This window comes from Nocardia terpenica, assembly GCF_013186535.1.
Taxonomy (GTDB): Bacteria; Actinomycetota; Actinomycetes; order Mycobacteriales; family Mycobacteriaceae; genus Nocardia; species Nocardia terpenica.
In genome coordinates, this window is record NZ_JABMCZ010000002.1 from 1,356,010 (window position 1) to 1,378,462 (window position 22,453).

24 protein-coding genes are annotated in these 22,453 nt (G+C 70.3%); 16 read left to right on the forward strand and 8 right to left on the reverse strand.

The features are described 5' to 3' along the window. Positions 1–114 precede the first annotated feature (114 nt). From HPY32_RS17965 to HPY32_RS17990, 6 genes are all read left to right on the forward strand, one after another. Positions 115–870, forward strand: coding sequence for a DUF2470 domain-containing protein (locus HPY32_RS17965; RefSeq protein ID WP_067579677.1), 756 nt, complete (start codon positions 115–117; stop codon positions 868–870). Positions 871–948: 78 nt separating this feature from the next. Further along, entirely contained in the window at positions 949–1,347 is a 399-nt protein-coding gene (locus HPY32_RS17970) for a RidA family protein (protein WP_067579675.1), read from the forward strand. Positions 1,348–2,052: 705 nt separating this feature from the next. Then, positions 2,053–2,847, forward strand: coding sequence for a CPBP family intramembrane glutamic endopeptidase (locus HPY32_RS17975; RefSeq protein WP_171982915.1), 795 nt, complete (start codon positions 2,053–2,055; stop codon positions 2,845–2,847). A gap of 73 nt (positions 2,848–2,920) precedes the next feature. Further along, positions 2,921–4,246 carry an LCP family protein gene (locus HPY32_RS17980; RefSeq protein WP_171982916.1) on the forward strand — a complete coding sequence of 442 codons (1,326 nt, stop codon included), beginning with the start codon at positions 2,921–2,923 and terminating at the stop codon, positions 4,244–4,246. Between the two features lie 9 nt (positions 4,247–4,255). Further along, positions 4,256–4,783: a ferritin gene (locus HPY32_RS17985; protein WP_067579661.1), complete on the forward strand. Its 528-nt coding sequence runs from the start codon at positions 4,256–4,258 to the stop codon at positions 4,781–4,783. A 67-nt stretch (positions 4,784–4,850) separates the two neighbouring features. Beyond that, positions 4,851–5,399 carry a ferritin gene (locus HPY32_RS17990; protein ID WP_067579659.1) on the forward strand — a complete coding sequence of 183 codons (549 nt, stop codon included), beginning with the start codon at positions 4,851–4,853 and terminating at the stop codon, positions 5,397–5,399. A 129-nt stretch (positions 5,400–5,528) separates the two neighbouring features. Here the strand turns inward: HPY32_RS17990 and HPY32_RS17995 are convergent, their stop codons facing one another. The 4 genes from HPY32_RS17995 to HPY32_RS18010 all read right to left on the reverse strand — a co-directional run bounded on the left by HPY32_RS17995 (position 5,529) and on the right by HPY32_RS18010 (position 8,739). Beyond that, positions 5,529–6,446 carry a DUF5926 family protein gene (locus HPY32_RS17995; RefSeq protein WP_067579658.1) on the reverse strand — a complete coding sequence of 306 codons (918 nt, stop codon included), beginning with the start codon at positions 6,444–6,446 and terminating at the stop codon, positions 5,529–5,531. A 76-nt stretch (positions 6,447–6,522) separates the two neighbouring features. After that, entirely contained in the window at positions 6,523–7,290 is a 768-nt protein-coding gene (locus tag HPY32_RS18000; protein WP_067579656.1) for a glycerophosphodiester phosphodiesterase, read from the reverse strand. Next, entirely contained in the window at positions 7,287–8,342 is a 1,056-nt protein-coding gene (locus tag HPY32_RS46170) for a DUF4328 domain-containing protein (protein WP_067579654.1), read from the reverse strand. The genes HPY32_RS18000 and HPY32_RS46170 overlap by 4 nt, the downstream gene beginning before the upstream one ends. Before the next feature lie 19 nt (positions 8,343–8,361). Next, positions 8,362–8,739 carry a rhodanese-like domain-containing protein gene (locus HPY32_RS18010; protein ID WP_156673991.1) on the reverse strand — a complete coding sequence of 126 codons (378 nt, stop codon included), beginning with the start codon at positions 8,737–8,739 and terminating at the stop codon, positions 8,362–8,364. Positions 8,740–9,195: 456 nt separating this feature from the next. On the opposite strand from HPY32_RS18010, the gene HPY32_RS18015 reads away from it, so the two are divergent. The 4 genes from HPY32_RS18015 to HPY32_RS18030 all read left to right on the forward strand — a co-directional run bounded on the left by HPY32_RS18015 (position 9,196) and on the right by HPY32_RS18030 (position 12,333). After that, positions 9,196–9,807, forward strand: a complete 612-nt coding sequence (locus HPY32_RS18015; protein ID WP_067579653.1) for a hypothetical protein — start codon at positions 9,196–9,198, stop codon at positions 9,805–9,807. Positions 9,808–9,980: 173 nt separating this feature from the next. After that, complete coding sequence (locus HPY32_RS18020) at positions 9,981–10,604, forward strand: superoxide dismutase (protein WP_067579651.1); 624 nt, start codon at positions 9,981–9,983, stop codon at positions 10,602–10,604. A gap of 187 nt (positions 10,605–10,791) precedes the next feature. Next, the gene (locus tag HPY32_RS18025; RefSeq protein ID WP_067579649.1) at positions 10,792–11,319 is read left to right on the forward strand and encodes a peptidase; all 528 of its coding nucleotides are present in this window, start codon (positions 10,792–10,794) and stop codon (positions 11,317–11,319) included. A gap of 297 nt (positions 11,320–11,616) precedes the next feature. Further along, the gene (locus HPY32_RS18030; RefSeq protein ID WP_067579647.1) at positions 11,617–12,333 is read left to right on the forward strand and encodes a TMEM165/GDT1 family protein; all 717 of its coding nucleotides are present in this window, start codon (positions 11,617–11,619) and stop codon (positions 12,331–12,333) included. Here HPY32_RS18030 and HPY32_RS18035 read toward each other — a convergent pair whose 3' ends face one another. Continuing rightward, positions 12,334–12,996 (reverse strand): TetR/AcrR family transcriptional regulator, encoded by a 663-nt coding sequence (locus tag HPY32_RS18035; RefSeq protein WP_067584828.1) that lies wholly within the window; start codon positions 12,994–12,996, stop codon positions 12,334–12,336. 118 nt (positions 12,997–13,114) lie between these two features. Between HPY32_RS18035 and HPY32_RS18040 the strand changes: the two genes are divergently transcribed. Then, a complete protein-coding gene (locus HPY32_RS18040) occupies positions 13,115–13,882 on the forward strand; it encodes an SDR family NAD(P)-dependent oxidoreductase (RefSeq protein WP_067579645.1) in 768 nt (255 codons plus the stop codon). A gap of 110 nt (positions 13,883–13,992) precedes the next feature. Here HPY32_RS18040 and HPY32_RS18045 read toward each other — a convergent pair whose 3' ends face one another. The 3 genes from HPY32_RS18045 to HPY32_RS18055 all read right to left on the reverse strand — a co-directional run bounded on the left by HPY32_RS18045 (position 13,993) and on the right by HPY32_RS18055 (position 18,405). After that, a complete protein-coding gene (locus HPY32_RS18045; RefSeq protein ID WP_067579642.1) occupies positions 13,993–14,661 on the reverse strand; it encodes a DUF1361 domain-containing protein in 669 nt (222 codons plus the stop codon). A gap of 132 nt (positions 14,662–14,793) precedes the next feature. Beyond that, positions 14,794–16,752, reverse strand: a complete 1,959-nt coding sequence (gene htpG, locus HPY32_RS18050; protein WP_067579640.1) for a molecular chaperone HtpG — start codon at positions 16,750–16,752, stop codon at positions 14,794–14,796. Positions 16,753–16,761: 9 nt separating this feature from the next. After that, entirely contained in the window at positions 16,762–18,405 is a 1,644-nt protein-coding gene (locus HPY32_RS18055; protein WP_444939655.1) for a TM0106 family RecB-like putative nuclease, read from the reverse strand. Positions 18,406–18,715: 310 nt separating this feature from the next. Between HPY32_RS18055 and HPY32_RS18060 the strand changes: the two genes are divergently transcribed. From HPY32_RS18060 to HPY32_RS18080, 5 genes are all read left to right on the forward strand, one after another. After that, the gene (locus tag HPY32_RS18060) at positions 18,716–19,357 is read left to right on the forward strand and encodes a DUF6474 family protein (RefSeq protein WP_067579638.1); all 642 of its coding nucleotides are present in this window, start codon (positions 18,716–18,718) and stop codon (positions 19,355–19,357) included. A gap of 13 nt (positions 19,358–19,370) precedes the next feature. Further along, positions 19,371–19,916 (forward strand): hypothetical protein, encoded by a 546-nt coding sequence (locus tag HPY32_RS18065; RefSeq protein ID WP_067579636.1) that lies wholly within the window; start codon positions 19,371–19,373, stop codon positions 19,914–19,916. A gap of 40 nt (positions 19,917–19,956) precedes the next feature. Then, positions 19,957–20,604 (forward strand): YcnI family copper-binding membrane protein, encoded by a 648-nt coding sequence (locus HPY32_RS18070; RefSeq protein WP_171982917.1) that lies wholly within the window; start codon positions 19,957–19,959, stop codon positions 20,602–20,604. Between the two features lie 344 nt (positions 20,605–20,948). After that, positions 20,949–21,509, forward strand: a complete 561-nt coding sequence (locus HPY32_RS18075; RefSeq protein ID WP_067584824.1) for a copper resistance CopC family protein — start codon at positions 20,949–20,951, stop codon at positions 21,507–21,509. Positions 21,510–21,514: 5 nt separating this feature from the next. Further along, positions 21,515–22,444, forward strand: coding sequence for a CopD family protein (locus HPY32_RS18080; RefSeq protein WP_067584823.1), 930 nt, complete (start codon positions 21,515–21,517; stop codon positions 22,442–22,444). Positions 22,445–22,453: the final 9 nt, after the last annotated feature.

Here is a 22,453-nt window from a genome sequence, read left to right on the forward strand (position 1 = left end):
AACCGTAGAGACCGTAACTCTTGCGTAGGCACCGCCTGTCCCTTAGCTTAGGTTTACCTAACTCACGGTTGGTCATCTCAGGCAGGGCCCGGATCGAATCTTTCGGAGGTATGCATGCGCCGCACCACCACGACCGCCGCACCGACGACCGCCGAGCGGGTGCGCAGCGCCTGCGCCCACGCCACCCAGGCGACGCTGGCGCTGCCCGGCACCGATCCCGTCGGCACCGCACTGCATCATCTGCGGCCGTGCGGCGACGCGGTGATCGCGGTGCCGATGGACTCCCCGGCACTCGCGGTGGGCCCCGCCGGTTCCCCGGCGGTGCTGGAGCTCACCGATCTGGCGCCGCTGCCACTGCGCGAGCCGGTGCGGACGCTGGTCTGGCTGCGCGGCAAGGTGCGCGCGGTGCCGGACTACGCGCAGCGCGCGCTGACCACCGAGGTGGCCGCCGAACATCCGCATCCGGCGCTGCTCGACGTCGGCCACAGCACCGTGCTGCTGCGGCTGGTGCTGGATTCGGCGGTGGTGGCCGATGCCACCGGGGCCGCGGCGGCCTGCCTGGACCAGCTGCGGGCGGCGCGCCCGGATCCGTTCTGGGAGTTGGAGTCCGCGTGGCTGCAGCACATGAGCGCCGACCACGCCGATGTGGTCGACCAGCTGGCCCGGCACCTGCCGGTGCGACTGCGCGGCGGGCGGGTACATCCGCTGGCCATCGACCGGTACGGGGTCACGCTGCGGGTGGAGGGTCCCGACGGCGACCACGACGTCCGCCTACCCTTCGACGCCCCGGTCGACGACGTGCAGTCCTTGAGCCGGGCCGTGCGCATCCTGGCGGGTTGCCCCTTCCTACACGGCATGCGCCGCGGGTGAGCGACGCAATGTCACGATGACGGATGCCGCGTCGTCAATGTCGTGTTGCCCCACAACCGACCAGACGAGGAAGCATCCATGAGCATCGAGATCACCAACCCCGCCGAGCTACACGATCCGACCGCATTCGGCTACAGCCACGTCGCCCGGGCACGCGGCGAGCTGGTCTTCATTGCGGGCCAATATGATTCCGACGCCGAGGGCCACACCACCACCACCACCGACTTCGCCGAACAGGTCGCCCGCGCCTTCACCAACCTCGGAATCGCCCTGCGCTCGGCCGGATTGGACTACACCGACGTAGCCCAACTACGCACCTTCATCGTCGACCACGACCCGACCAAACTAACCATCCTCGGCACCAAAATCGCCGAAATCTGGGGCACCCACCCACCGACACAAACCCTCAACGGCGTTGCAGCCCTGGCCCTACCAGACATGCTCTTCGAAGTAGACGCCATCGCCATCCGCAACTGATCAAGCACACCCACCACCCGCCGCGCGCACCCCATCACCCCGACATGCACCCCCAGCCATTCCGGCACGGGTGGCCCACAACTCCAGCGCGCGGCCATCATCCCAGCGCGCGCCCCATCACCACGGCATGCGCGCCCCATCACCCCGGCATGGTGGCCCGCAATCTCAGCATGTGCGGCCCACCATCCCGGCAAGCGTGGCCCACGACTCCGGCGTGCACGGCCCATCACCCCGACATGCGCGCCTGGCCAGTCCGGCATGAGTGGCCCGCCACCGCAGCATATGCGCCCCATCACCCCGGCATGGGTGGCCCGCAATCTCAGCATGTGCGGCCCACCATCCCGGCAAGCGTGGCCCACGACTCCGGCGTGCACGGCCCATCACCCTGGCATGCGCGCCTGGCCAGTCCGGCATGGGTGGCCCGCCACCCAACATGTGCGGCCCATCTCCCTGGCATGCGCGCCTGGCCAGTCCGGCATGCGCGGCCCACCACGCCGACCTGCGCGGCCCGCCAGCCCAGCATGCGCGGCCCAACCCAGCGTGCACGCCTCGTCACTGAGGCATGCGCAGCCGTCACCCCTTGCCCGGCCAGGCACTCCGGCGTGTGCGCGTCCATCCCGGTGTGTGCGCCCCTTCATGCCAGCATGTGGGCGCCGTCGTCACGGTGTGGTCTTGGCTGGGTGCTCGGTGGATAGATTGGCGGGCATGGTGTGGCCTACTGATTCCGGGTTTGCTGGGCGGGGGAGCGTGGTGGGGCGGGAGCGGGTTGCTGTTCGGGTGGAGATTTTGGTGGTGCTGGTTGTCACCTTTGGGCTCAGTGGGGCTAGTGCGGGGTTGTCGCTGTTGCAGAGTGCGTTGGCGCCCGGGGGGATTGGGGGGCAGGCGGTTGCGCTGAATCCGTCGCGGGCCGCGCAGTCGACTATTGATCTGCTGTTTCAGCTGTTGAGTGTGCTGCGGCTGTTGGGGTGGGGGGCGCTGGGGCTGTATCTGTTGTGGCGCAGTGGGATTGGGCCGCGTGTGGTTGGGCTGGCGCGGGTCCGGTGGCGGGGGGATGTGCTGCCGGGGGTGGCGCTGGCGGCGGTGATCGGGGTGCCGGGGCTGGGGTTGTATCTGGTTGCGCACGCGCTCGGGGTGAGTGTGACCATTGTGCCGAGCTCGCTGGGCGATCACTGGTGGCGGCTGCCGGTGCTGGTGCTGTCCGCGGCGGCCAATGCCGTCGCCGAGGAGGTGCTGGTGGTGGCCTTCTTGATCACCCGGCTGCGTTCACTGGGGTGGACGGAGAATCGGTCGCTACTGGCCTCGGCGGTGCTGCGCGGCAGCTATCACCTGTACCAGGGGCTCGGCGGTGGGCTCGGAAATCTGGTGATGGGCCTGGTGTTCGGCCGATTCTGGCAGCGCACCGGTCGGTTGTGGCCGCTGGTGCTGGCGCACGCCACCATCGACACCGTCGCCTACGTCGGCTACACGATCCTGCACGGGCACGTCTCCTGGCTGCCGTAATCGGCGGCGGGGTTCGGGGCGCCGCCGAATCGTGATGAACCGCGGCACCCGCCGGATCAGTAGCATCACGGTGATGAACGGCGACGACCCCCAGCAGCATGCGCGGACGCGCCGGGTGCCGCCGCCGGTCGGGCCCGGTCCGCATCGCACTCCCCCGCCCGGGCAGGACGAGACGAATGCCCCGCGCATCGAGCCGACACAGGTGATCCGGCGCGACGGCACGCCCGGACCCGCGCTGGCATGGTCGCAGGTCCCGCCCACCCGCAATCCCCCACCGCGCAATTCCCAGCCGCCCCGCAATCCCCCGCCCGGACCGCCGCGCCGCCCGATGAATCAGCCCGCCCACGCCCCCACGCAGCGGCCGGTTCCCTACCGCGAGGCACCCCCGCCCCCACCACCCGCCGGTCCGCGCCGCCGCGACCAGGGACCGCGACCGCCGCGACCGCGCCGCCGGAGGCATTGGGGCCGTTGGCTGCTCGTCCTGCTGCTGGTGCTGATCATCACCCCGGTCGCGGGGCTGATCTATCTGGACCGGTCGCTCAACCGGATCCCGGTCCTGGCCGACTACCCGGGCCGGGTCGGGCACACCGCGGGCACCAACTGGCTGCTCACCGGGTCCGACAGCCGGATCGGGCTGACGCCGGAACAGGAGAAGGAACTGTCCACCGGCGACACCGCCGATGCGGGCGGCGAGCGCAGCGACACCATCATGCTGGTGCACATCTCGCAGTCGGGATCGACCACGGTGGTCAGCCTGCCGCGCGACTCCTACGTGCCCATCCCCGGTCAGGGCCGCGACAAACTCAACGCGGCCTTCGCGGCGGGCGGTCCCCGGCTGCTGGTCCAGACCGTGGAGGCCGCGACCGGACTGCACATCGATCACTTCGCCAAGATCGGCTTCGGCGGCTTCGCGACCATGGTGGACGCGATCGGCGGCATCGACATGTGCCTGCCGCAGCCGATGGACGATCCGCTGGCCGGGATCAATCTGCCCGCGGGCTGCCAGCACCTGAGCGGCCCGCAGGCGCTGGGTTACGTGCGCAGCCGCGCCACGCCCCGCGCCGACCTGGACCGGATGAACAATCAGCGCCTGTTCCTGTCGGCCCTGCTGAAGAAGGCGACCAGCGCGGGCACCCTGGCCAATCCGTTCCGGCTGTGGCCGCTGGCGACCGGCATCACGCGCTCGCTGCAGGTCGACAACGGCGACCACATCTGGGATCTGGCCCGGCTGGGCTGGTCGCTGCACAGCAATACCGTCGCCACGACGGTGCCGATCGGCGGCTTCGAGAATGTGTCGGACAGCGGCAATGTCCTGCTGTGGGACAAGGACAGGGCGAGCCAATTCTTCGGAGCGCTGGCCGCGGACAAGCCGATCCCCGACGATCTGCTCACGCGGTAACGTCGGGACATGCCCTTTCCCGACCTGTTGCGCACCCAGATCCGGCACGAGTTCACCGCCGCCCAGCAGTACCTCGCGAGCGCGGTCTATTTCGATGCGCTGCGGCTGCCGCGGCTGGCCGGGGTCTGCTATCGCGGCGCCGAGGACAAGCGCGCCCACGCGCTGCGCATGGTGCAGTACCTGCTGGACCGCGACCTCGAGGTCCGCGTCGGCGGCCTGGACGAGATCGTGTCCGACTTCGAATCCCCACGCGCCGCAATCGAATTCCTGCTGAATCGGGAGCGCGAGCTGACCGAGTCGATCAGCACCCTCACCGGCACCGCCCGCCACGCCGGGGACTATCTGGGCGAGCAGTTCACCCGCTGGTTCCTGAAGGACCAGATGGACGAGGTGTCCCGGATGTCGACGTTGCTGACAGTGTGCGAGCGAGCCGACGGCAATCTGTTCGACATCGAGGAGTTCATTGCCCGCGAGGTGCGCACCCCCGCGCCCGACGCCTCGGCTCCGAAAGTCGCCGGAATGGCAAGAATTAATTAGGCAATACTTGCCTCAATAAGGGTGCACTTGGATGACATATCCTCTGACCAGCATTAATGTCGTGTCCATGTCCAGCCACCCCGAGCCCCCACGCAGCAAGTTCCATGCCCTGCTTCACGATCAGATCCGGCATGAATTCAATGCCGAGCACCAGTACATCGCGATCGCAGTATGGTTCGACAATGCCGATCTGCCGGTGCTGGCGAAACATTTCTACGCCCAGGCCATCGAGGAACGCAATCACGCGATGATGATCGTGCAGTACTTCCTCGACCGGGATATGAGCGTGGAGCTGACCAGCGTCGACGGCGCCGTGTCGAAGTTCGAGAACGCCCGCGAGCCGATCGCGCTGGCCCTGCGGCAGGAGAAGACGGTCACCGATCAGATCGTCCAGCTCGCGGGCACCGCCCGCGAGGAGGGCGACTATCTCGGCGAGCAATTCATGCAGTGGTTCCTGAAGGAGCAGGTCGAGGAGGTGGCGCGCATGACGACGCTGCTGACCGTCGCCGAACGCGCCGGTTCGAACCTGTTCGACCTGGAATATTTCGTGGCCCGTGAGATGAGCGACCCGAGCGACGCCTCGGGCGCGCCCAGCGCGGCGGGCGGCGCGGTGTAGTCCACTCCCTACGAACGAGGCTCGGCTCCGCATCTCGCGAAGCCGAGCCTTTCAGTTTGCGGCCGCAGGGAATTCGGCAATGCGTGAGAAATACACGTCCGCTGAAATTCCCGGCGGGAATCGGGCCTGTTAGCGCAGAGTTACCTGGCGCGACCGCAGGCCGTCGCGGGAGCGCCGCTCGTCCGAGGTGAGCGGGGCGTCGGAGGCCAGTGCCTCGGCCAGCCGGGCGCCGAACTCCGTTGCGGGAGCGGCCCATTCGCTGGCGTGCCGCTCGCGATCCAGGTCGAACACCGGGACCAGCAGGCCGTGCGTGCGGAACGAGCCCGCGAACCGGGAGCCCTCGCCCAGGTGCAGGCCACCGGCGGCGTGCAGGCGGGCCAGCGCCAGCATGAGCGCGTCCTCGTCCTCGGGCCGGACCCAGCGCACGTGCGCCTTCTCCCCGGCGTCGACCCACCAGGCCGCACCGATCGCGTCCGCGCCCAGCTCCAGCCGGGCCGACGGCATGATCGCCTGATTGGCCTGCTCGATGGTCGCGGCCACCTGCGGATCCGGCTGCACGCCCGCGGGCACCCACCAGTTGAAGTCCTGGTGCACGGTCAGGTCCAGGCCCGCGGCCGGATCGAGCACCTCGGCCAGCGGCGCGCCCGCGGTCTCGGCGGTGGCGGCGAGCGACTCGCCCGGCTCGGCGGACTGCGTCCACAGGATGGCGGCGGCGAGGTCGGCGGCCGGGTCACCGGACTGGAACTGCACCTGCACGCCCACGAATCCGGTCGGCTCGTCACCGGCGCGCACCAGGGCGGCCACGGCGCCGGGGAGCACGGTAGCCAGCGTGACCGGGCGCTCGGCCGCCACGCTCGGCGCCAGCTTCAGCGTCGCGGTCGCCGACGGCACGAACTCCCGCAGCGCGACCAGATCGCATTCGGCGGCCAGCCCGGCGAACGGGCGCGTCACGGCCTGCGCCGCCTGTTCCTGCGCCGCCCGGCGCTCGGCGAGGCGCTGGGCCCGGTTCCCTCCGGGCTTGGGACTGTTGCGCTTGCTCTTACCCACGAACGCAGAACCTACAGTGTCGGACCGGCCGGATCACGCAGGGGCACACCCGATGCGGCCGTGGCAACGGCGTGTCTCAGACCGACGCGAGCACGGCCTTGGTGCGGCCGGGGTGGTTGGTGGCGACCCAGCTGACGCCCAGATCGGCGCACAGCGTCACGTCGTCGGGATCGTCGACGGTCCAGCAGTAGGTGGCGCGGCCCGCGGCGGCGGCCTTGTCGACCAGGTCCGGGTGGTCGCGCAGGGTCTTCACCGAGGGGCCGACGGCGGTCGCGCCGACCGTGGTGGCCGCGCTGCCGCCCAGGTAGCGCGACGACTCGCCGAGCAGCACGGTGGGCAGCAGCGGCGCGGAGCGGCGGATGCGCCAGACCGCGGTCGCCGCGAACGACATCACCACCGCGCGGGAGTGATCGGCCGAGGCGGGCGCGGCGATGTTGAACCGCTGCAGTTCGGCGAGCACCTTGGCCTCCACCAGGGCGCCGTAGCGCACCGGATGCTTGGTCTCGATGAACAGCTTGGTCGGGCGGCTGCGCCAGTCCAGCACCAGGGTGATCAGCTCGCTGAGGGTGAGCACCGGGGACGGCTCGGCGGCGGTGCCGAAGTTCAGCTCGCGCAGCTCGTCCAGGCTCAGCTCGCTGACCGGTCCGGTGCCGTCGGAGGTGCGGTCCACCGTGCGGTCGTGCACGCACACGAGATGACCGTCGCGGGTCAGCCGGACATCGCACTCCAGGCCGTCCGCGCCCTCCTGCAACGCCAGCTCGTAGGCGGCGATGGTGTGTTCCGGGCGTGCCGCCGAGGCACCCCGATGCGCGACCACGAACGGTGCGCGACTGCCCCGGTTCACTGCGCCATGACCTCCTCCTGCTGTCGCACGTCGGACTCGTGCGGCGTGCCCTCATCTTTCCCGACGACCGAATCCCGCGCGCGCTCGGCGGTTTCCGGCACCGGATGCACCGGCTCGATGACGGGCACGATCGGACCGGCGGCCGCCACCCAGCGCTTCGGCGCGCGCAGGCGACCGCGCAGGTCGAGCCCCTCGCACTGGCGCATCACCCACAGCGACAGCACCGCCACCGCGGCGGCCGCGAGATCGGTGTAGACGGCGAACAGCACGCCGTCGGCCCGGACCTGCAGCGAATCCGCGGCCCGCCAGCACAGCGCCGCGACCACCAGCACACCGTCCAGAATCCAGGCGCACCACCAGATCCGCACCGCCCGCAGCATGCGCGGATCGCCGCCCCGGGCCCGGACCAGTTCGGTGAGGAAGACGCCCGGCCACAGCAGATTGACCCCGGGGATCAGGCAGCCGCACAGCAGCGCCGTGATCGACCGCGGCTCGTGCCGCCCGGCGGCCTGGTACGCGGCGGCGCGGGCCCGAATCAGCCAGCCCGCCAGCGCGATCGCGCTCAGCAGCGCCAGCGCCAGGGCCAGCCCGGCGGCGAAATAGACGGTGAAATCGGAGACGAACAGCAGCGTCGGATCGACCAGCCGGGTGCGGTTGTACATCAGGATCAGGTAGCGCCCGAGCTCCGCGACGGCGGCCACCGCGAAGACCGCCGCGGTCGCGGTCAGCAGCCCGGCGACCCGCTCGGTCAGCGACGAGAATCGTTGGCGCGCAACGGGAGCCGGTTGCGGGGGGAGGTCGCGCAGGCCCCAGCGCGGGATCTCGCGATAGCGCGGGGTCGCCGCGGCGGTGGCGGCCCGTGCCGCGCGCGCCGCCCGGGCGCGGTGGTCGGGCGAGCGCGCCACCCAGCGATAGTTGCGGCGCTCGGCGGGGGCGTCGACCGCCGCGGGCGACAGCAGCACGCCGCGGCAGCGCGGGCACCAGTGCAGCGGCCTGCCCTGCACCGCCCAGCGCGCGCCGCAGCGGGCACAGGGTTGTACGACCGTACTCACCGGGCGCCTCCCGTTTCCATCAGTAGATCTTGGCCTCGTGGCCGCCCTCGGCCGTCAGCGGCCGACCGGCCTTCTGCCAGGCCACCATGCCGCCGACCACCTGGACGACATTGAATCCGACGTGCTCGAGGTACTGGGCGACCTGCAGCGACCGCCCGCCCTGGCGGCAGACGACGTAGATTTCGGAGTCGTAGTCGAGCTCCTCGGCGCGGGCGGGCACGTCGGCCATGGGAATGTGGATCGCGCCGGGCGCGTGGCCGAGCTCCCATTCGTCGTCCTCACGGACGTCGAGGAGCACCGCCGTGGGCGCGGAGCCCGATGCGGCGAAGGGCTCGGCATCGTCGAATTCGGCGGGCACGGCGTCGACCCGCACCGAGGGAATGTCGGGGCTCGTCACGGTTTCGATCCTGCCACGCGGCCTCGGGACGCGGGGAGTGCCCGGGACGGGCGGACCCGGACCTTCGGTCTGTTTCGGCCCCTAGTACGCTGTCCTACGTCTTGGAGATCCCCCGTCTGTGCATATCTCGAGCACAGTTATCCACATAATCCACAACCTGATCCACAGGTGAGCCGGGTACAGACCGATCGGTCGCCGGTGATCGGCGCTGGTCCGGGCGACGCGCATGCGGGCGACCGATCCGGGACTCCCCTCCTCATCCCGGAGCGGCCGACCGCCGCGCCGGATGCGGGGCTCCGCCTGGATACCGGTCCCTGCCCCGGTCGCCACGAATCCCGACACATGCTTCGACGCGGCATACCACCATTCGGTTCCATCGGATTCGAAAAAAACGACAACACTAGCGACAAACGGAAATCCGGGGCTCTCGCAGACCCTGTCGGTAGCCTGGGTCACATGGACGCGAGCAGGGGTCTGGTGGACGGATTGAATACGACCGGGCTGAACACCGCACTCGCCGAGGCCACCTGCCTCGGTGTCACGGTCGACGCCGCGGCCGCGCGGTGCCGCCTGGAACTGGAGGTGCTGACGCTCCCCGACGACGGGGAACCGCCCGCCGAACGGCGGGTGCTGCTGACGCTGACCGGCGTCAGCCGGGTCGCCGCCTCCTTACGCATGCAGCGCTGGGACGACCTGGAACCGCACATCTTCCCGCTCACCGTCGAGGAGCTCGGCGAGGCCATCGCCAGCTTCGGCGGCAGCGCCCTGCACGGCTGGGAATTCATCGACGTCGACGACAGCGGCTGGGCCATCTGGCGCGAGCTGCTGAGCTTCGACACCATCGTCGGCAACTACCCGCCCGTGCACGTGCTGGAGTTCTCCCAGCAGGAGGGCGTCGACCCGCGCGAACTGGATGTGCGGGTGTGGTTCGAGGACATCACCGTCGAGACCGCCGACGGCCGCACGCTCACCGCCAAGGAGTTCATCGCCGGCGGGGTCCGCTGGTGGAAGGCGCACGACGCCTGCGATCCGCGCACCATGCTGCCGGACGTCGCGCCGCCTATGTAAAGGCGATCGTGCGTTATGTAAAGGCGATCGTGGGTGTCGACAACCTCACCGATCCGCTCGACTCGGAATTCCGGGGGCATGACCGCTGGTTGCATCCGAGCGGGTGTACGAATGATGGTTGGGTGCGCCACACGCAGGGCGCACCGGGCCCGACATCATGAGGAAGGGACATCGTGGCTGAGTACACGCTGCCAGATCTGGATTACGACTACGGCGCCCTGGAGCCGCACATCTCCGGGCAGATCAACGAGCTCCATCACTCCAAGCACCACGCCACCTATGTCGCCGGCGCCAACGCGGCGCTCGAGAAGCTCGAGGCCGCCCGCGAGTCCGGTGACCACGCGGCCATCTTCCTGAACGAGAAGAACCTGGCCTTCCACCTGGGTGGGCACGTGAACCACTCGATTTGGTGGAAGAACCTGTCCCCCAACGGCGGTGACAAGCCGGTCGGCGAGCTGGCCGCGGCCATCGACGACCAGTTCGGCTCGTTCGACAAGTTCCGTGCGCAGTTCACCGCGGCCGCCAACGGCCTGCAGGGCTCCGGCTGGGCGGTGCTCGGCTACGACACCCTCGGCCAGAAGCTGCTGACGTTCCAGCTGTACGACCAGCAGGCCAACGTCCCGCTGGGCATCGTTCCGCTGCTGCAGGTCGACATGTGGGAGCACGCCTTCTACCTGCAGTACAAGAACGTGAAGGCCGACTACGTGAAGGCGTTCTGGAACGTGGTCAACTGGGCCGACGTGCAGGAGCGCTTCGCCCGGGCCGTCGCGCAGGGCAAGGGCCTGATCTTCGGCTGAGATCGCGCCACCCGCGGGCCCGCGAACCCGAAGGTTCGCGGGCCCGTTCGTGTTTCCGGGTCCGTACTGGCACTCTCTGGTACTTGTGTGCCAGACATCGTCTGCGTCATTCTCGGGTACTCACTCAGCACGGACGGGCTCGTCCCCGAGCGAGCCGCCTCCGATCTGGGCACGCGGGAGGCACACGATGGAAACGAACGATCAGGTTCGGGTGACGCCGTTCCAGGCGCACGGCGCGCTGCGGGGGTTCCTCATCTCGGGCCGCTGGCCCGACACCACCAAGGAATGGGCACAGCTGCTGGTCCTGGCCGTGCGGGTGGCCAGCCTGCCCGGCCTGCTGACCACCTCCACGGTCTTCGGCGCGCGGGAGGAGCTCCCGGAGGACCCCCAGCCGGGCACCGTCGGGCTGGTGATGGCCGAGGGTCCGGTCCTCGGCGAGCGGGCCGTCGAACCCGGCCGGTTTGCCGACCATGTGCCGCCCGCCCTGATGATGCTGCATCCGCCGTCGGAGACGCGGCCCTCGCTGCCCGAGTGCCTGGGCGCCGCGTCCGGCTGCGTGCTGCTGCCCGGGGTGCCGCACCTGGGGCTGGAACACCGCGCGGCGTGGGTGGAGGCCGAGCTCGACGGCACGGTCACCTCCATGGTCAGCCGGGTGGGCGTGGACCCGATCAGCGATCCCGACACCGCGGTTCTGGCCATGCTGCTCGCCGCGTGACGGGTTACCGAAAAATTCGGCGTGGACCGCCAAACTTATTGTGCGCATTGCGATTTCGACGACACCGAGTTGGCGAAACGGACGAATCGGCGTAGGCTGGCCGGTAGCGAAGGGGAGTAGCCCCCAATCGTGTGGTCGACATACTGATCCGGCTCGGGTCCGGCCACGCGAACCGGTCCGGAATCCGGTGGGCGAGACCTTCGGCCGATGACAAGACCAACCGATTCATTCGGGAGCGTTGTCGGCTGGAGGCGCCCCGTCTTCGGCCGACAGGCCGAAGACCTGGGAGCCGACATCATGATCGCCACCGTTTTGCTGAGTTTCGGCGTGCTGTTCGTCGCCGAACTCGGCGACAAATCGCAGCTGATGGCGCTGACCTTCGCGCTGCGCTACCGGTGGTGGATCGTCCTGGGCGGCATCGCCGCCGCCAGCGTCGCGGTGAACCTGATCGCGGTCGGCGTCGGCCACTTCCTCGGCGCCGCCCTGCCCACCGATCTGATCGCGATCTGCACCGGACTCATCCTGATCGCCGTCGGCGTGTGGACGCTGCGCGAGACCCGCAGCGCACCGGACGAGGACGAGACCGACACCGAGTCGGCCGCGGCGCAGGCGACGCCCGGCCGAGCGTTTTTCGTGGTGCTGTCGGCCTTCCTGCTCGCCGAACTGGGCGATCGGACCATGTTCGCCACCGTCGCGCTCGCCTCCGACCGGCCGTGGGCGGCGGTGTGGGCCGGGTCGGTGGCCGGGATGGTCGCCGCCGGTGGGCTGGCCATTCTCATCGGCATCACGGTCGGCAAGCATGTGCCCGAGCGGCTGATCGCGCTCGGGTCCGGGCTGCTGTTCCTCTACATCGGCGCGGCCACCCTGCTGTCGGCGCTGGCCCCCGAGCTGGGCCGGGTGCCGGAGCTGACGATCGCCGCGGCGGCCCCCGCGCTGGCGGCGGCGGTGCTGTGGCTGCTCGGCCGCTCGACGCCCCGGCCGCGGCGGGTCGAGCGGGAGCTCGACCGGCGCTGATCAGGCGGTCGGATCGGCGCACAGCGACGCGCCGAACAACTCCCCGCTGCGGCGCACCATGTCCACCAGCGGCTGCCGCAGGGCGAGCAGGCCGTCGATATCCTCCGCGGCGACCCGGGCGGTCACCATCGCGCCCAGCGCGGCGACCAGGGTGTGGCAGGCGAAACGCTGCTCCTCGGTGCGGGCGCCGAAGAGGTCGGCCAGCCGCGACACGAACTCCTCCTGCATCGCCGCCCGGCGGGCGATCGCCTTCGGCCCGACCGCGTACACCTCGACCAGATACAGTCGCGCGTAGGCGGGTTCGGCCGCCACGCCCTCGAGATAGGCCCCGAACAGCCGGTCGACCCGATCCGACAGCGACACCCCCGGCTTGCGGTCCGGTTCGGTCGTCGAGCCGATGCGGGACAGGAGCAGCTCCACCGCGCGCTCGTAGGCGGCCTCGAAACAGTCCTCCTTGGAACGGAACTGCTCGTAGAAGGTCTCCCGCGACACCCCGGCCCGCTTGATGATCGCCGCGACGGACGTTCCCACATAACCGTTTTCGGCCATCGCGGCCGCCATGGCGCTGAGGATGCGCTCCCGCTGCGAGCGAATCACCGTCTCGCGCGGCAGGCCGTGTCGGCCGCGGGGTAACTGATGGGCGGTGATGGCCGACTCCGGCATGGCGGCTCCGTGTTCGCGATCGAGATCCTGCGCTGGTCGCTTCATTCTGCTCGCAGGTTAGGGTGCGTATCGACGGAAGGCCAGCGAAGGGCCGTCACGAACGAGAGGACCAAACACCGTGGAGATTTCGGGATCTGCCGCGATTGTCACCGGAGCCGCGTCCGGCCTGGGCGCCGCGACCGCCAAGCGCTTCGCCGACCAGGGGGCGACCGTCTTCGGTCTGGACCTGCAGCAGTCGATCGATCGGGCCGGCGACAACGTTCCGGCCGGCGTCAAGCTGCTGCCGACCGATGTCACCAGTGGTGACGAGGTGGCGGCCGCGGTCGCCACGGTCGTCGAATCCGGTGTGCCGCTGCGCATCGTGGTCAACTGCGCCGGTGTGGGCTGGGCCGGGCGCATCCTGTCCAAGAACGGGCCGCACGATCTGGAGCTGTTCCGCACGGTCATCACCGTGAACCTGCTCGGCACCTTCAATGTGATGCGACTGGCGGCCGACGCCATCTCCAAGACCGAGCCGGTCGACGAGTACGGGCAGCGCGGCGTCGTCGTCAACACCGCGTCGGTGGCGGCGTTCGAGGGCCAGATCGGCCAGATCGCCTACTCCGCCTCCAAGGGCGGCGTCGCCGGGATGACCATTCCGGCCGCGCGCGACCTGGCGCAGTTCGGGATTCGGGTGAACACCATCGCCCCCGGCATCATCGACACCCCGATGCTGGCCGGTGTCACCGAGGAGTACCGCAAGGGCCTCGAGGCCGGGGTGCCGTTCCCGTCCCGCCTGGGCCGCCCGGACGAGTACGCGCAGCTGTCGCAGTACATCGTCGAGCACGACTACCTCAACGGCGAGACCATCCGCATGGACGGTGCGCTGCGCATGGCGCCGCGCTGATCCCGGCCAAAAGCGCGCCGGGATCGTGGGGCTTCGGCCCCCGCGCCGGGATTGTGGGGCTTCGGCCCCCGCGCCGGGATCGTAGAGAGTGGGGGCTTCGGCCCCCACACTCACGCGGGACCGCTCGGCGACGGGCGCAGCCACAGCGTGGCGCGGCGGGTGGTGGCCACGGTGGCCTCGGCGATGGCCTTGGTCATGAAGTGGCCGACGGCGGTGGTGACGAACAGGACCGCGATCGCCAGGGCGGTGTGCTCCCAGGTCAGGGCCAGCAGGATGCGGTCGATGGCGCCGCGGGGCTGCACCACCGGCTCCCAGCTGTTGAGCCGGGCCCAGCGGCCGAGGAAGATGCCGACCGCGCACAGCAGATGACAGGTGAGGATCGCCGGGATCTTCCACGGCGAGCGACCGGTCGCGTCCAGATAGCGGCCGAGCTCGGCCAGGGCCAGGTGATAGGCCAGAAAGCCGGAGGCGATGAGGACGGCGTAGAGCGGCAGCACCGTGCTGACCACGGGACCGTCTCCGACGACGCGGATGTCCCAGCGCAGGTGCACCAGATCGGTCACCACGTAGGGAGCGTTGGGCAGGAACAGGACGAACAGCACCGCGCCCGCCCAGCGCAGCGGTGACCGCGACAGCGTCTGCCCGTCCCGCCCGGTGCGGAACACCAACAGCGCCAACACCACCGGTATCCAGGCCAGCACGGTGTTCCAGCTCATCCAGAAGATGTCTCGGTGCAGCAGGCCCAGCAGACTCGGGGCCACTGTGTCGACCACGTCCATGAGTCCATGATGCCGAGGGTGATCGAGGTATGGGCGGGAATCGATCCCGGCCAAAAGCACGCCGGGATCGACTGACGGGACCACGCCGGGATCGACTGACGGGACGAAGCGGGATCGACTGACGGGACGAAGTCAGAGAGTCTTCGTCAATCGGTCCGCCAGGACCTTGGCGAAGGCCGCCGGATCCTTCAGCTCGCCGCCCTCCGCGAGAACCGCTGTGCCGTAGAGCAGTTCGGCGGTGGCGGTGAGGTCCTCCGCGGTGCCCGCGTCGGCGGCCTCCCGGTTCGCGGCGTAGGCGTCGCGCAGGCCGGTGACCAGCGGGTGGGACGGGTTGAGCTCCAGGATGCGCTTGGTCTCCGGCAGGGCCTGGCCCGAGGCGCGGTACATGCGCTCGAGCTGCGGGGTGAAGTCGAAGACGTCGCCCACGACGCAGGCCGGGGACGTGGTCAGGCGGGAGGACAGGCGGACCTCCTTGACGCTGTCGGTGAGCGTGTTCCCCAGCCACTTCAGCACGTCGCCGAAGTCCTTCTCCTGCTGTTCGCGCAGCTGCTCGGACGCCTTCTTCTCGTCCTCGGTCTCCAGGTCCACCTCGCCCTTGGCGATGGACTGGAAGGGCTTGCCGTCGAACTCCGGCACCGAGCCGACCCACATCTCGTCGACCGGATCGGTGAGGACCAGCACCTCCAGGCCCTTGGCCAGGAACGCCTCCAGGTGCGGCGAATTCTCGATCTGCTGCCGGGATTCGCCGGTCATGTAGTAGATCTTGTCCTGGCCGTCCTTCATCCGCTCCACGTACTCGGCGAGCGTGGTGGGCTCGGTCTCCGACGCGGTGGACTCGAACGACGAGACCTGCAGGATGGTTTCGCGGTTGTCGGTGTCGGAGAGCAGGCCCTCCTTGAGGACTCGGCCGAACTCCGTCCAGAAGGTCTGGTACTTGGACTTGTCCTCGGCCCCCTGCATGTCCTTGACCGTGGACAGCACCTTGCGGACCAGCCGCTTGCGGATCATCCGGATCTGCCGGTCCTGCTGCAGGATCTCGCGGGACACGTTGAGCGACAGGTCCTGCGCGTCCACCACGCCCTTGACGAAGCGCAGGTACTCCGGCATGAGCTCTTCGCAGTTGTCCATGATGAACACCCGCCGGACGTACAGCTGCACGCCGCGCTTGTGCTCGCGCTGGAACAGGTCGAACGGCGCGTGCGTCGGGACGAACAGCAGCGCCTGGTATTCGAAGGTGCCCTCGGCCTTGAGCGGGATGATCTCCAGCGGGTCGTCCCAGGCGTGCGCGACGTGCTTGTAGAACTCCTTGTACTCCTCGTCGGAGACCTCGCTGCGCGGGCGCGTCCACAGCGCCTTCTGCGAGTTCAGGGTCTGATCCTCGAGGATCGTCTTCTCCTGCTTGTCCTCGCCCTCACCCTCGGTGACGGTCCGCTCCACCTGCATGCGGATCGGCCAGGCGATGAAATCGGAGTACTTCTTGACGATCTCGCGGAGCTTCCACTCCTGGGTGTAGTCGAAGAGGTGGTCGTCCTCGTCGGCGGGCTTGAGATGCAGCGATACCGAGGTGCCCTGCGGCGCGTCGTCCAGGTTCTCGATCGTGTAGGTGGAGCTGCCCGCCGCGGACTCCCAGCGGGTGGCGGAGCTCTCCCCGGCGCGGCGGGTGGTCAGGACGACCTTGTCGGCCACCATGAACGTGGAATAGAAGCCGATGCCGAACTGGCCGATCAGCTCCTCGGCGGCCTGGTCGGGCTTCGCCTCCAGCAGCTGTCTGCGCAGCTCGGCCGTGCCCGACTTGGCCAGCGTTCCGATCAGATCCACGACCTCGTCGCGGGACATGCCGATGCCGTTGTCCCGGACGGTCAGGATCCGCGCGTCCTTGTCGATCGACAGCTCGATGTGCAGGTCGGAGGTGTCGACATCGAGGTCCTTGTCCCGGAACGACTCCAGCCGCAGCTTGTCCAGCGCGTCGGAGGCGTTGGAGACCAGCTCGCGCAGGAAGGTGTCCTTGTTCGAGTAGACCGAGTGGATCATCAGTTCGAGGAGCTGATGGGTCTCGGCCTGAAATTCCAGTTGTTCGACGTGCTCAGTCACGACCAGATATTACGACGAACGCGGACGGGCGTACTCGGGCCCGCGAAAGTCGGCCATGGCCGGGACGTCCGTCTCCGCGCTCGGCGCGCCGGGGCGGCTCGGCGTCATCCACTCGCGCAGGGCCCAGGTGGCGCGCACATCGTCCTCGTTGTATTCGAGCAGGCGGGTGCGCTGGGTGAGGTCGCAGTCGCCCTCGTAACCGACCGCGAGGCGGTACCAACTCATGGACGCTTCGCCGCCCGCTTCCGGATCGCGCCAGCGGAAACCGGCCACCGGCGCGATCTTCTTCAGCCCCTTGCCGTTCGGGCAGATGAACTGCTCGGAGACGGCCTGGAACATGTCCACCCACTGCGGGCCGTCGACGAATTCGCGCACCTGCGCCTCGGTGGGCACGCCGGGCAGGCCCGCGAACCGGCGCGCCGACTCGTACATCCACTTGTCCTCGGCGGTGCGCGAATAGCAGTAGGCGGCAAAGGTTTTCCCGGCCGCGGCGGCCTCGGCGCGCACCTGCATGAGCCAGGTCCAGAACTCGGCGAACGAGCGGGCCTCGTCGGTGGTGGGCAGCGGGTCCCAGGTGACGAACGGGCGGTACACGCCGTCGAGCAGGGTGCCCCACAGGTAGGCGCCGAACTCCTGGAAGCTCTCCAGGTCGACGTCCACCTCGACGTCGGCGCGCTGCACCCGCACCCGCTCCAGGCGGCGGACCAGCGGCGCGCCGGAGATCCACGCCCGCGCGGTGACGACCGTCTCGATGAACGGCTCGTACTGCCAGTCGTCGGGGTCCTCGCCGGTCCAGCCGGCCAGGTCCTCGACGGTGTCCACGCCGTGGCGGCGCAGCAGTTCGGCCCGGGAGCCGGGGGCGACCAGGCTGACATCGCGGTGCTCGGTGAGCCAGCGCTCGCAGCTGGGCTCCTCGGCGGTGGCCGAGCGCGTCCACCACGGGCACTGCCGGCATTCGGGCACCTTCGACGGCACGGTGGGCAGCTCGCCGCGGACCACCGCGATGCGGTCGGCGTAGCGGCGGTCGTAGTCGTCGAGCAGCGGGCCGAGCTCGTGCACCAGGATGCGGTCGAAGTGGTAGCCGATCGCGCCGCCGACCAGGGCCGGGCTGGCCAGCCCGTGGCGCTGCAGCATGCGGTAGAGGTGGGCGAGCCGCTGCTGGTCGCGGGGCTGGGTGCGCAACCGCACCGACCGGTCCGGCTGCGGGTCCCAGCGGTACAGGTCGGAGGTGAGCGGGTGGAAGTCGGCCGGGTCGGGCTGGCGGGGATCGGTGACCTTGTGATTGACCACGATGACCGGGATGTAGCCGCCGCGGTCCGGGTCGAGCAGCAGGATCTCCGAACCGCCGCGGCGGCCGGTGTCGCCCTCCTGCGGCAGCAGCGCGCCCCAGATGCGCGGCGCGCCCGCGGCGCAGGCCCGCATGGTGGCCTCGGCCCGCGCGGCCGCGGGCTGTGCCGGGTCGACGACGACCCACCGGTCCGGGGCCGCGGCGACCAGCGTGTCGCGCACGCGGTCGCGGTGGGCCGCGGCGGCCTCGCGGCGCTGCTTGACCCCGGCGTCCTCGACGACGCCGCGCAGCACCTCCGGGTGGGTGGCCTCCAGGTGCAGCCGGTGGCGGCAGCCGATCAGCGCCCGGGCATCGATGAAGGCCACCCGATCGGATGCCGAATCGATTGCGGCGGAACCATTTTCGCTACCGATGCCCGCATATGGCGCGGCGGCGCGGCGATCGCCGCTCCCGCCGTCGTTTTCGCGACCGTTCCGGTCACCGCTGCCCGAGTACACGTAAAGCAGTATGGCCCCGACCCCCGACACCCCCGTGAACCGCATCGCACGGAACGATTCCGAATACATCAGGGAACGGTCGCGACGCTGCACCGAAGCAGTGGGCAATCGACACGGCGGCGGCCGAAACCGATATGGTTGCCCCGAACCGTGTGGCACGTGACGACGGAGGCTTCCCATGGGGTTGTTCACCAAGCGCAAGCGGCGCTCGGACCGCAAAGCCGAGGCGAAAGCCCTCAAGCACAAGGCCACCCTGGAGGCCAAACTGAGCGCGCGCAACGAGCGCAAGCGCGATCGCGCCGAGGCGCGCACCCGGCGCGATGTGGCCAAGCAGCAGGTCGCCACGCTGAAGGCCGAGGAGAAGGCCGCGCTGAAGCGGGCCGAGCGGGCCGAGCGAGAGCTGTTGTCCGCCGGTCAGATCAAGAAGTATCTGGGCGCGGCCCGGGTGCTCATCCCGGTGCTGGCGCCGCTGGCGTACCGGGCGGCGACCTTCATCCGCGGGCAGATCGACACCCGGCGGGCGCATCGACTCGGCATCGGGCTCGACCAGCTCGGCGACTTCTCCGGGCACGGCGCGCGGTTGCAGGCCCGCATCGCGGGCACCGAGGCCACGCTGGCCGATATCGAGAAGAAGGCCGCGGGCGACGCCGAGGCGCAGAAGTTCGCGTCCGCCACCCGCGACCGCCTGGACAGCCTGACCGCCGCCGTCCGCACCGCCGAGCAGATGCCCGCCGGGCGTCGGCGCGCCGTGCACGCCTCCATCTCCGACGAACTGTCCGGCGTCGAAGCCGACCTGCTCGCCCGCCTCGGCGTGCGCTGACCCGAGGACGACAATGCCCGCCGGGCCCAGCCGGATTCGCGGTGCCCTCGTCGGTGCGACCGTGGCCGCGCTGGCCGTCGCGGCACACGGGCCCACCGGCGGCTACCCGAATTCGACCGCGCTGACGCTGCTGGTCGCCGCCGCCGCGGCGACCGGGGCGCTGGCGAGCGCCCTGCCCGCGCCGCGCGGGATCGGCGGCCGCGCCGCGCTGTTCGCGACGGTGGCCGCCGGGCAGCTGTTCGGGCACCGGGCGCTGAGCGGGCTGGCCGGGCACGGGCATGAAACCGGCCGTGCGGCAAGCCTTTCCGTGCTGGGCGTGCGGATACCCGGGGGGTGGATGACGGTCGCGCACGTGCTCGCGGCGCTGGGTTGCGTGCTGCTGATCGTGGCCGCCGAACGGCTGTATTCCCTTGTGTCGCAGGCGGTTCGGACGGTAACCGGCCGCCTCCGGACGCCGCCGCCATCGGTCGGGATCGCTCGCCGAGGGGCGGGCGAGCGGCATTACGACTCGCACCACATCACCGCTCTCGGTTCGCGCGCACCACCGGTCCCGGCCTGACCCGCCGACCACTCCCCTCGACCGAGAAAGCAACTCACTCATGCCCACTGCGATTTCGCGCGCCCTGCTCACCGCGGGCGCCGCCGCCGGACTGGCGGTGCTGGCGACCGGCACCGCCGCCGCCCACGTCGTCGCCGACGCGCCCGGCGCCACCCAGGGCGGCTACGCGGTCGTCACCTTCCGGGTGCCGACCGAATCGGAGACCGCCGCCACCACCAAGCTGGCCGTCACCCTGCCCGGCCTGAGTTCGGCTCGCACCGAACCGATTCCGGGCTGGACCGCCAAGCTGGACAAGAACGACAAGAACCAGTACGTCACCGTCACCTGGACCGCCGACCCCGGCAACCCCGGCATCGCCCCCGGCCAGTTCCAGCGCTTCGCCCTGTCCGCGGGCCCGCTCCCCAAACAGCGGTCGGTAGGCTTCCCCGCCACCCAGACCTACAGCGACGGCAAGATCGTCACCTGGAACGAGCCGACGGGCCCCGACGGCAAGGAGCCGGAGAACCCCACGCCCACCCTCACCCTCGCCGCCACCACGGCCTCCGACAACCAAGCCGAGCCCACCGCCAGCCCCACCACCCACGACAGCGACAACACGGCCCGCTGGCTCGGCGGCATCGGCCTACTCCTCGGCGCCTTCGGCGCAGCCCTCGGCCTCGGCGCCCTCATCCGAAGCCGCCAATCATGACCCGCCACTCCCTCTCCCACCCCGGCGCACCCTCCCGCCGCTCCGGCCACCCCTCCCGCAATTCCATCTCGTCCTCTCGCAACCCGAGCGTGCCTTCCCCCGGCCCCGACGTGCTCTCCCCCCGCAGTCCCGGCGTACTCTCCCGCGGTCCCGGCATGCTCTCCCGCGGTCCCGGCGTACTCTCCCGCGGTCCCGGCGTACTCTCCCGCGGTCCCGGCGTACTCTCCCGCGGTCCCGGCATGCTCTCCCGCGGTCCCGGCGTACTCTCCCGCGGTCCCGGCATGCTCTCCCGCAGTCTCGGCGTACTCTCCCGCGGTCCCGACGCACCCTCCCGCGGTCCCGGCATGCTCTCCCGTGGTCCCGGCGCGCTTTTGGCCGGGATCATCGCAACCCTTGCTCTGCTCGGTGTTCTCCTTACCGTCGGGGCCGGGACGGCTGCTGCGCATTCGACGCCGGTGTCGTCCAGTCCGGCCGATGGGGCGCAGGTCGATTCGGGGCCGGGGCGGGCCAGTATTACGTTCAATGAGAATTTGCAGCCCAGTTTTCCGTCGCTGACCGTGGTGGGGCCGGACGGGAATTTGTGGAGCAAGGGGCAGCCCAGCGTTGATGGGCCGACGGTCAGCATCGAGGTGGGGGAGCTCGGGCCGGTGGGGAAATACACGATGGCGTATCGGGTGACGTCCGCGGACGGGCATCCGGTCAGTGGCACACGGACATTCACGCTGACGAAGCCGGGGACGGGGACGCCGGGGCCGAAGGCCAGCGCGGCGAGCAGTAGTTCCGGTGACGGCGGTGGCTCGGGTGGGGTGCCGCTGTGGGTGTTCATCGTGGGGGCGGTCGTGCTGTTCGGTGCGGGACTGGCGTTCGCGCTGTTCGGCGGGCGGAAGGGCCGTAAGCGGTCGTGAATCGGGTGACCGGCGGCACTGCGACCGCCCTGCGGTCGGCGCTGCTGCTGGTCGTGCCCGCGGGACTGGTCGGGGTCGCGGTCGGCTGGGCGCTGGCCGCGCCGGATCCGGTGCAGTCCGAGGCGCCGGTGCGCGCGCTCGCCGACTGCGCCGGGGCCACGGTGCTCGGGCTGGCCGCGCTGCCCCGACTGCACGAGCGGCTGCGCCCGGCGTGGCGGCTGCTGGCCCTGCTCGCCGGGCTCTGGCTGGTCACCGAGTTCGCGGTGCTCGTCTGCGAGGCGGCTCAGGTGGTGGGGGTGCCGGTGGGCAGGCTGCGGCCGGGGCCGTTCGGCGACTACCTCGTCCACATCAGCGGCGGTCAGGTGGGGATCGCGATCCTCGTCGCGACCGGCGCGGTCACCGGCTACTGCGCGCTGGCGTATCGGCGGCCCGACCGGGCGGCGGCCGACCTGGTGCTGGTGTTCGCGGCCGTGGCGCTGGTGCTGCGGCCGATCACCGGGCACATGTCGCAGCAGGCGTTCGGTTCGGTGCTGGCGGCGGTGCACGCGCTGGCCGCGGCCGGGTGGTTCGGGCTGCTGCTGGCGCTGGCGCTGGTGGTGCGCACCCGCGGCGAGTGGGCGGTGATCCTGCCCCGATATTCGGAATGGGCGCTGCCCGCGGTGCTCGCGGTGACGGTGACCGGGATCGTGAACGGGCTGGTCCGGCTGCACGGGCTGACGCCGCTGGTCGACACCGGCTACGGCCGCATCCTGCTGGCGAAGACGGTGCTGCTGGCCGGGCTGCTGGCGCTGGGCTGGTGGTGGCGGCGGTCCTGGGTGCCCGCGGCCGCCGAGCACCGGATGCCCGCCGACGCCTCGCTGCGCCGCGCGATCGTCGAGGTGGTGGCGATGGCGCTGGTGTTCGGTCTGGCGGCCGCCCTCTCGGTGACGGCGTAGCCTGCGGGC

Excerpts from the sequence above, each read along its gene's own strand:
- HPY32_RS17990 (WP_067579659.1), top strand. The coding sequence starts at position 4,851 with ATGTCCAGCCACCCCGAGCCCCCACGCAGCAAGTTCCATGCCCTGCTT.
- HPY32_RS18075 (WP_067584824.1), top strand. The coding sequence starts at position 20,949 with ATGCTCTCCCGTGGTCCCGGCGCGCTTTTGGCCGGGATCATCGCAACC.
- HPY32_RS17970 (WP_067579675.1), top strand. The coding sequence starts at position 949 with ATGAGCATCGAGATCACCAACCCCGCCGAGCTACACGATCCGACCGCA.
- HPY32_RS18035 (WP_067584828.1), bottom strand. The coding sequence starts at position 12,996 with ATGCCGGAGTCGGCCATCACCGCCCATCAGTTACCCCGCGGCCGACAC.
- HPY32_RS18030 (WP_067579647.1), top strand. The coding sequence starts at position 11,617 with ATGATCGCCACCGTTTTGCTGAGTTTCGGCGTGCTGTTCGTCGCCGAA.
- HPY32_RS18060 (WP_067579638.1), top strand. The coding sequence starts at position 18,716 with ATGGGGTTGTTCACCAAGCGCAAGCGGCGCTCGGACCGCAAAGCCGAG.
- HPY32_RS17980 (WP_171982916.1), top strand. The coding sequence starts at position 2,921 with ATGAACGGCGACGACCCCCAGCAGCATGCGCGGACGCGCCGGGTGCCG.
- HPY32_RS18045 (WP_067579642.1), bottom strand. The coding sequence starts at position 14,661 with ATGGACGTGGTCGACACAGTGGCCCCGAGTCTGCTGGGCCTGCTGCAC.
- HPY32_RS18065 (WP_067579636.1), top strand. The coding sequence starts at position 19,371 with ATGCCCGCCGGGCCCAGCCGGATTCGCGGTGCCCTCGTCGGTGCGACC.
- HPY32_RS17965 (WP_067579677.1), top strand. The coding sequence starts at position 115 with ATGCGCCGCACCACCACGACCGCCGCACCGACGACCGCCGAGCGGGTG.
- HPY32_RS17975 (WP_171982915.1), top strand. The coding sequence starts at position 2,053 with ATGGTGTGGCCTACTGATTCCGGGTTTGCTGGGCGGGGGAGCGTGGTG.
- HPY32_RS18015 (WP_067579653.1), top strand. The coding sequence starts at position 9,196 with ATGGACGCGAGCAGGGGTCTGGTGGACGGATTGAATACGACCGGGCTG.
- HPY32_RS17985 (WP_067579661.1), top strand. The coding sequence starts at position 4,256 with ATGCCCTTTCCCGACCTGTTGCGCACCCAGATCCGGCACGAGTTCACC.
- HPY32_RS18025 (WP_067579649.1), top strand. The coding sequence starts at position 10,792 with ATGGAAACGAACGATCAGGTTCGGGTGACGCCGTTCCAGGCGCACGGC.
- HPY32_RS18070 (WP_171982917.1), top strand. The coding sequence starts at position 19,957 with ATGCCCACTGCGATTTCGCGCGCCCTGCTCACCGCGGGCGCCGCCGCC.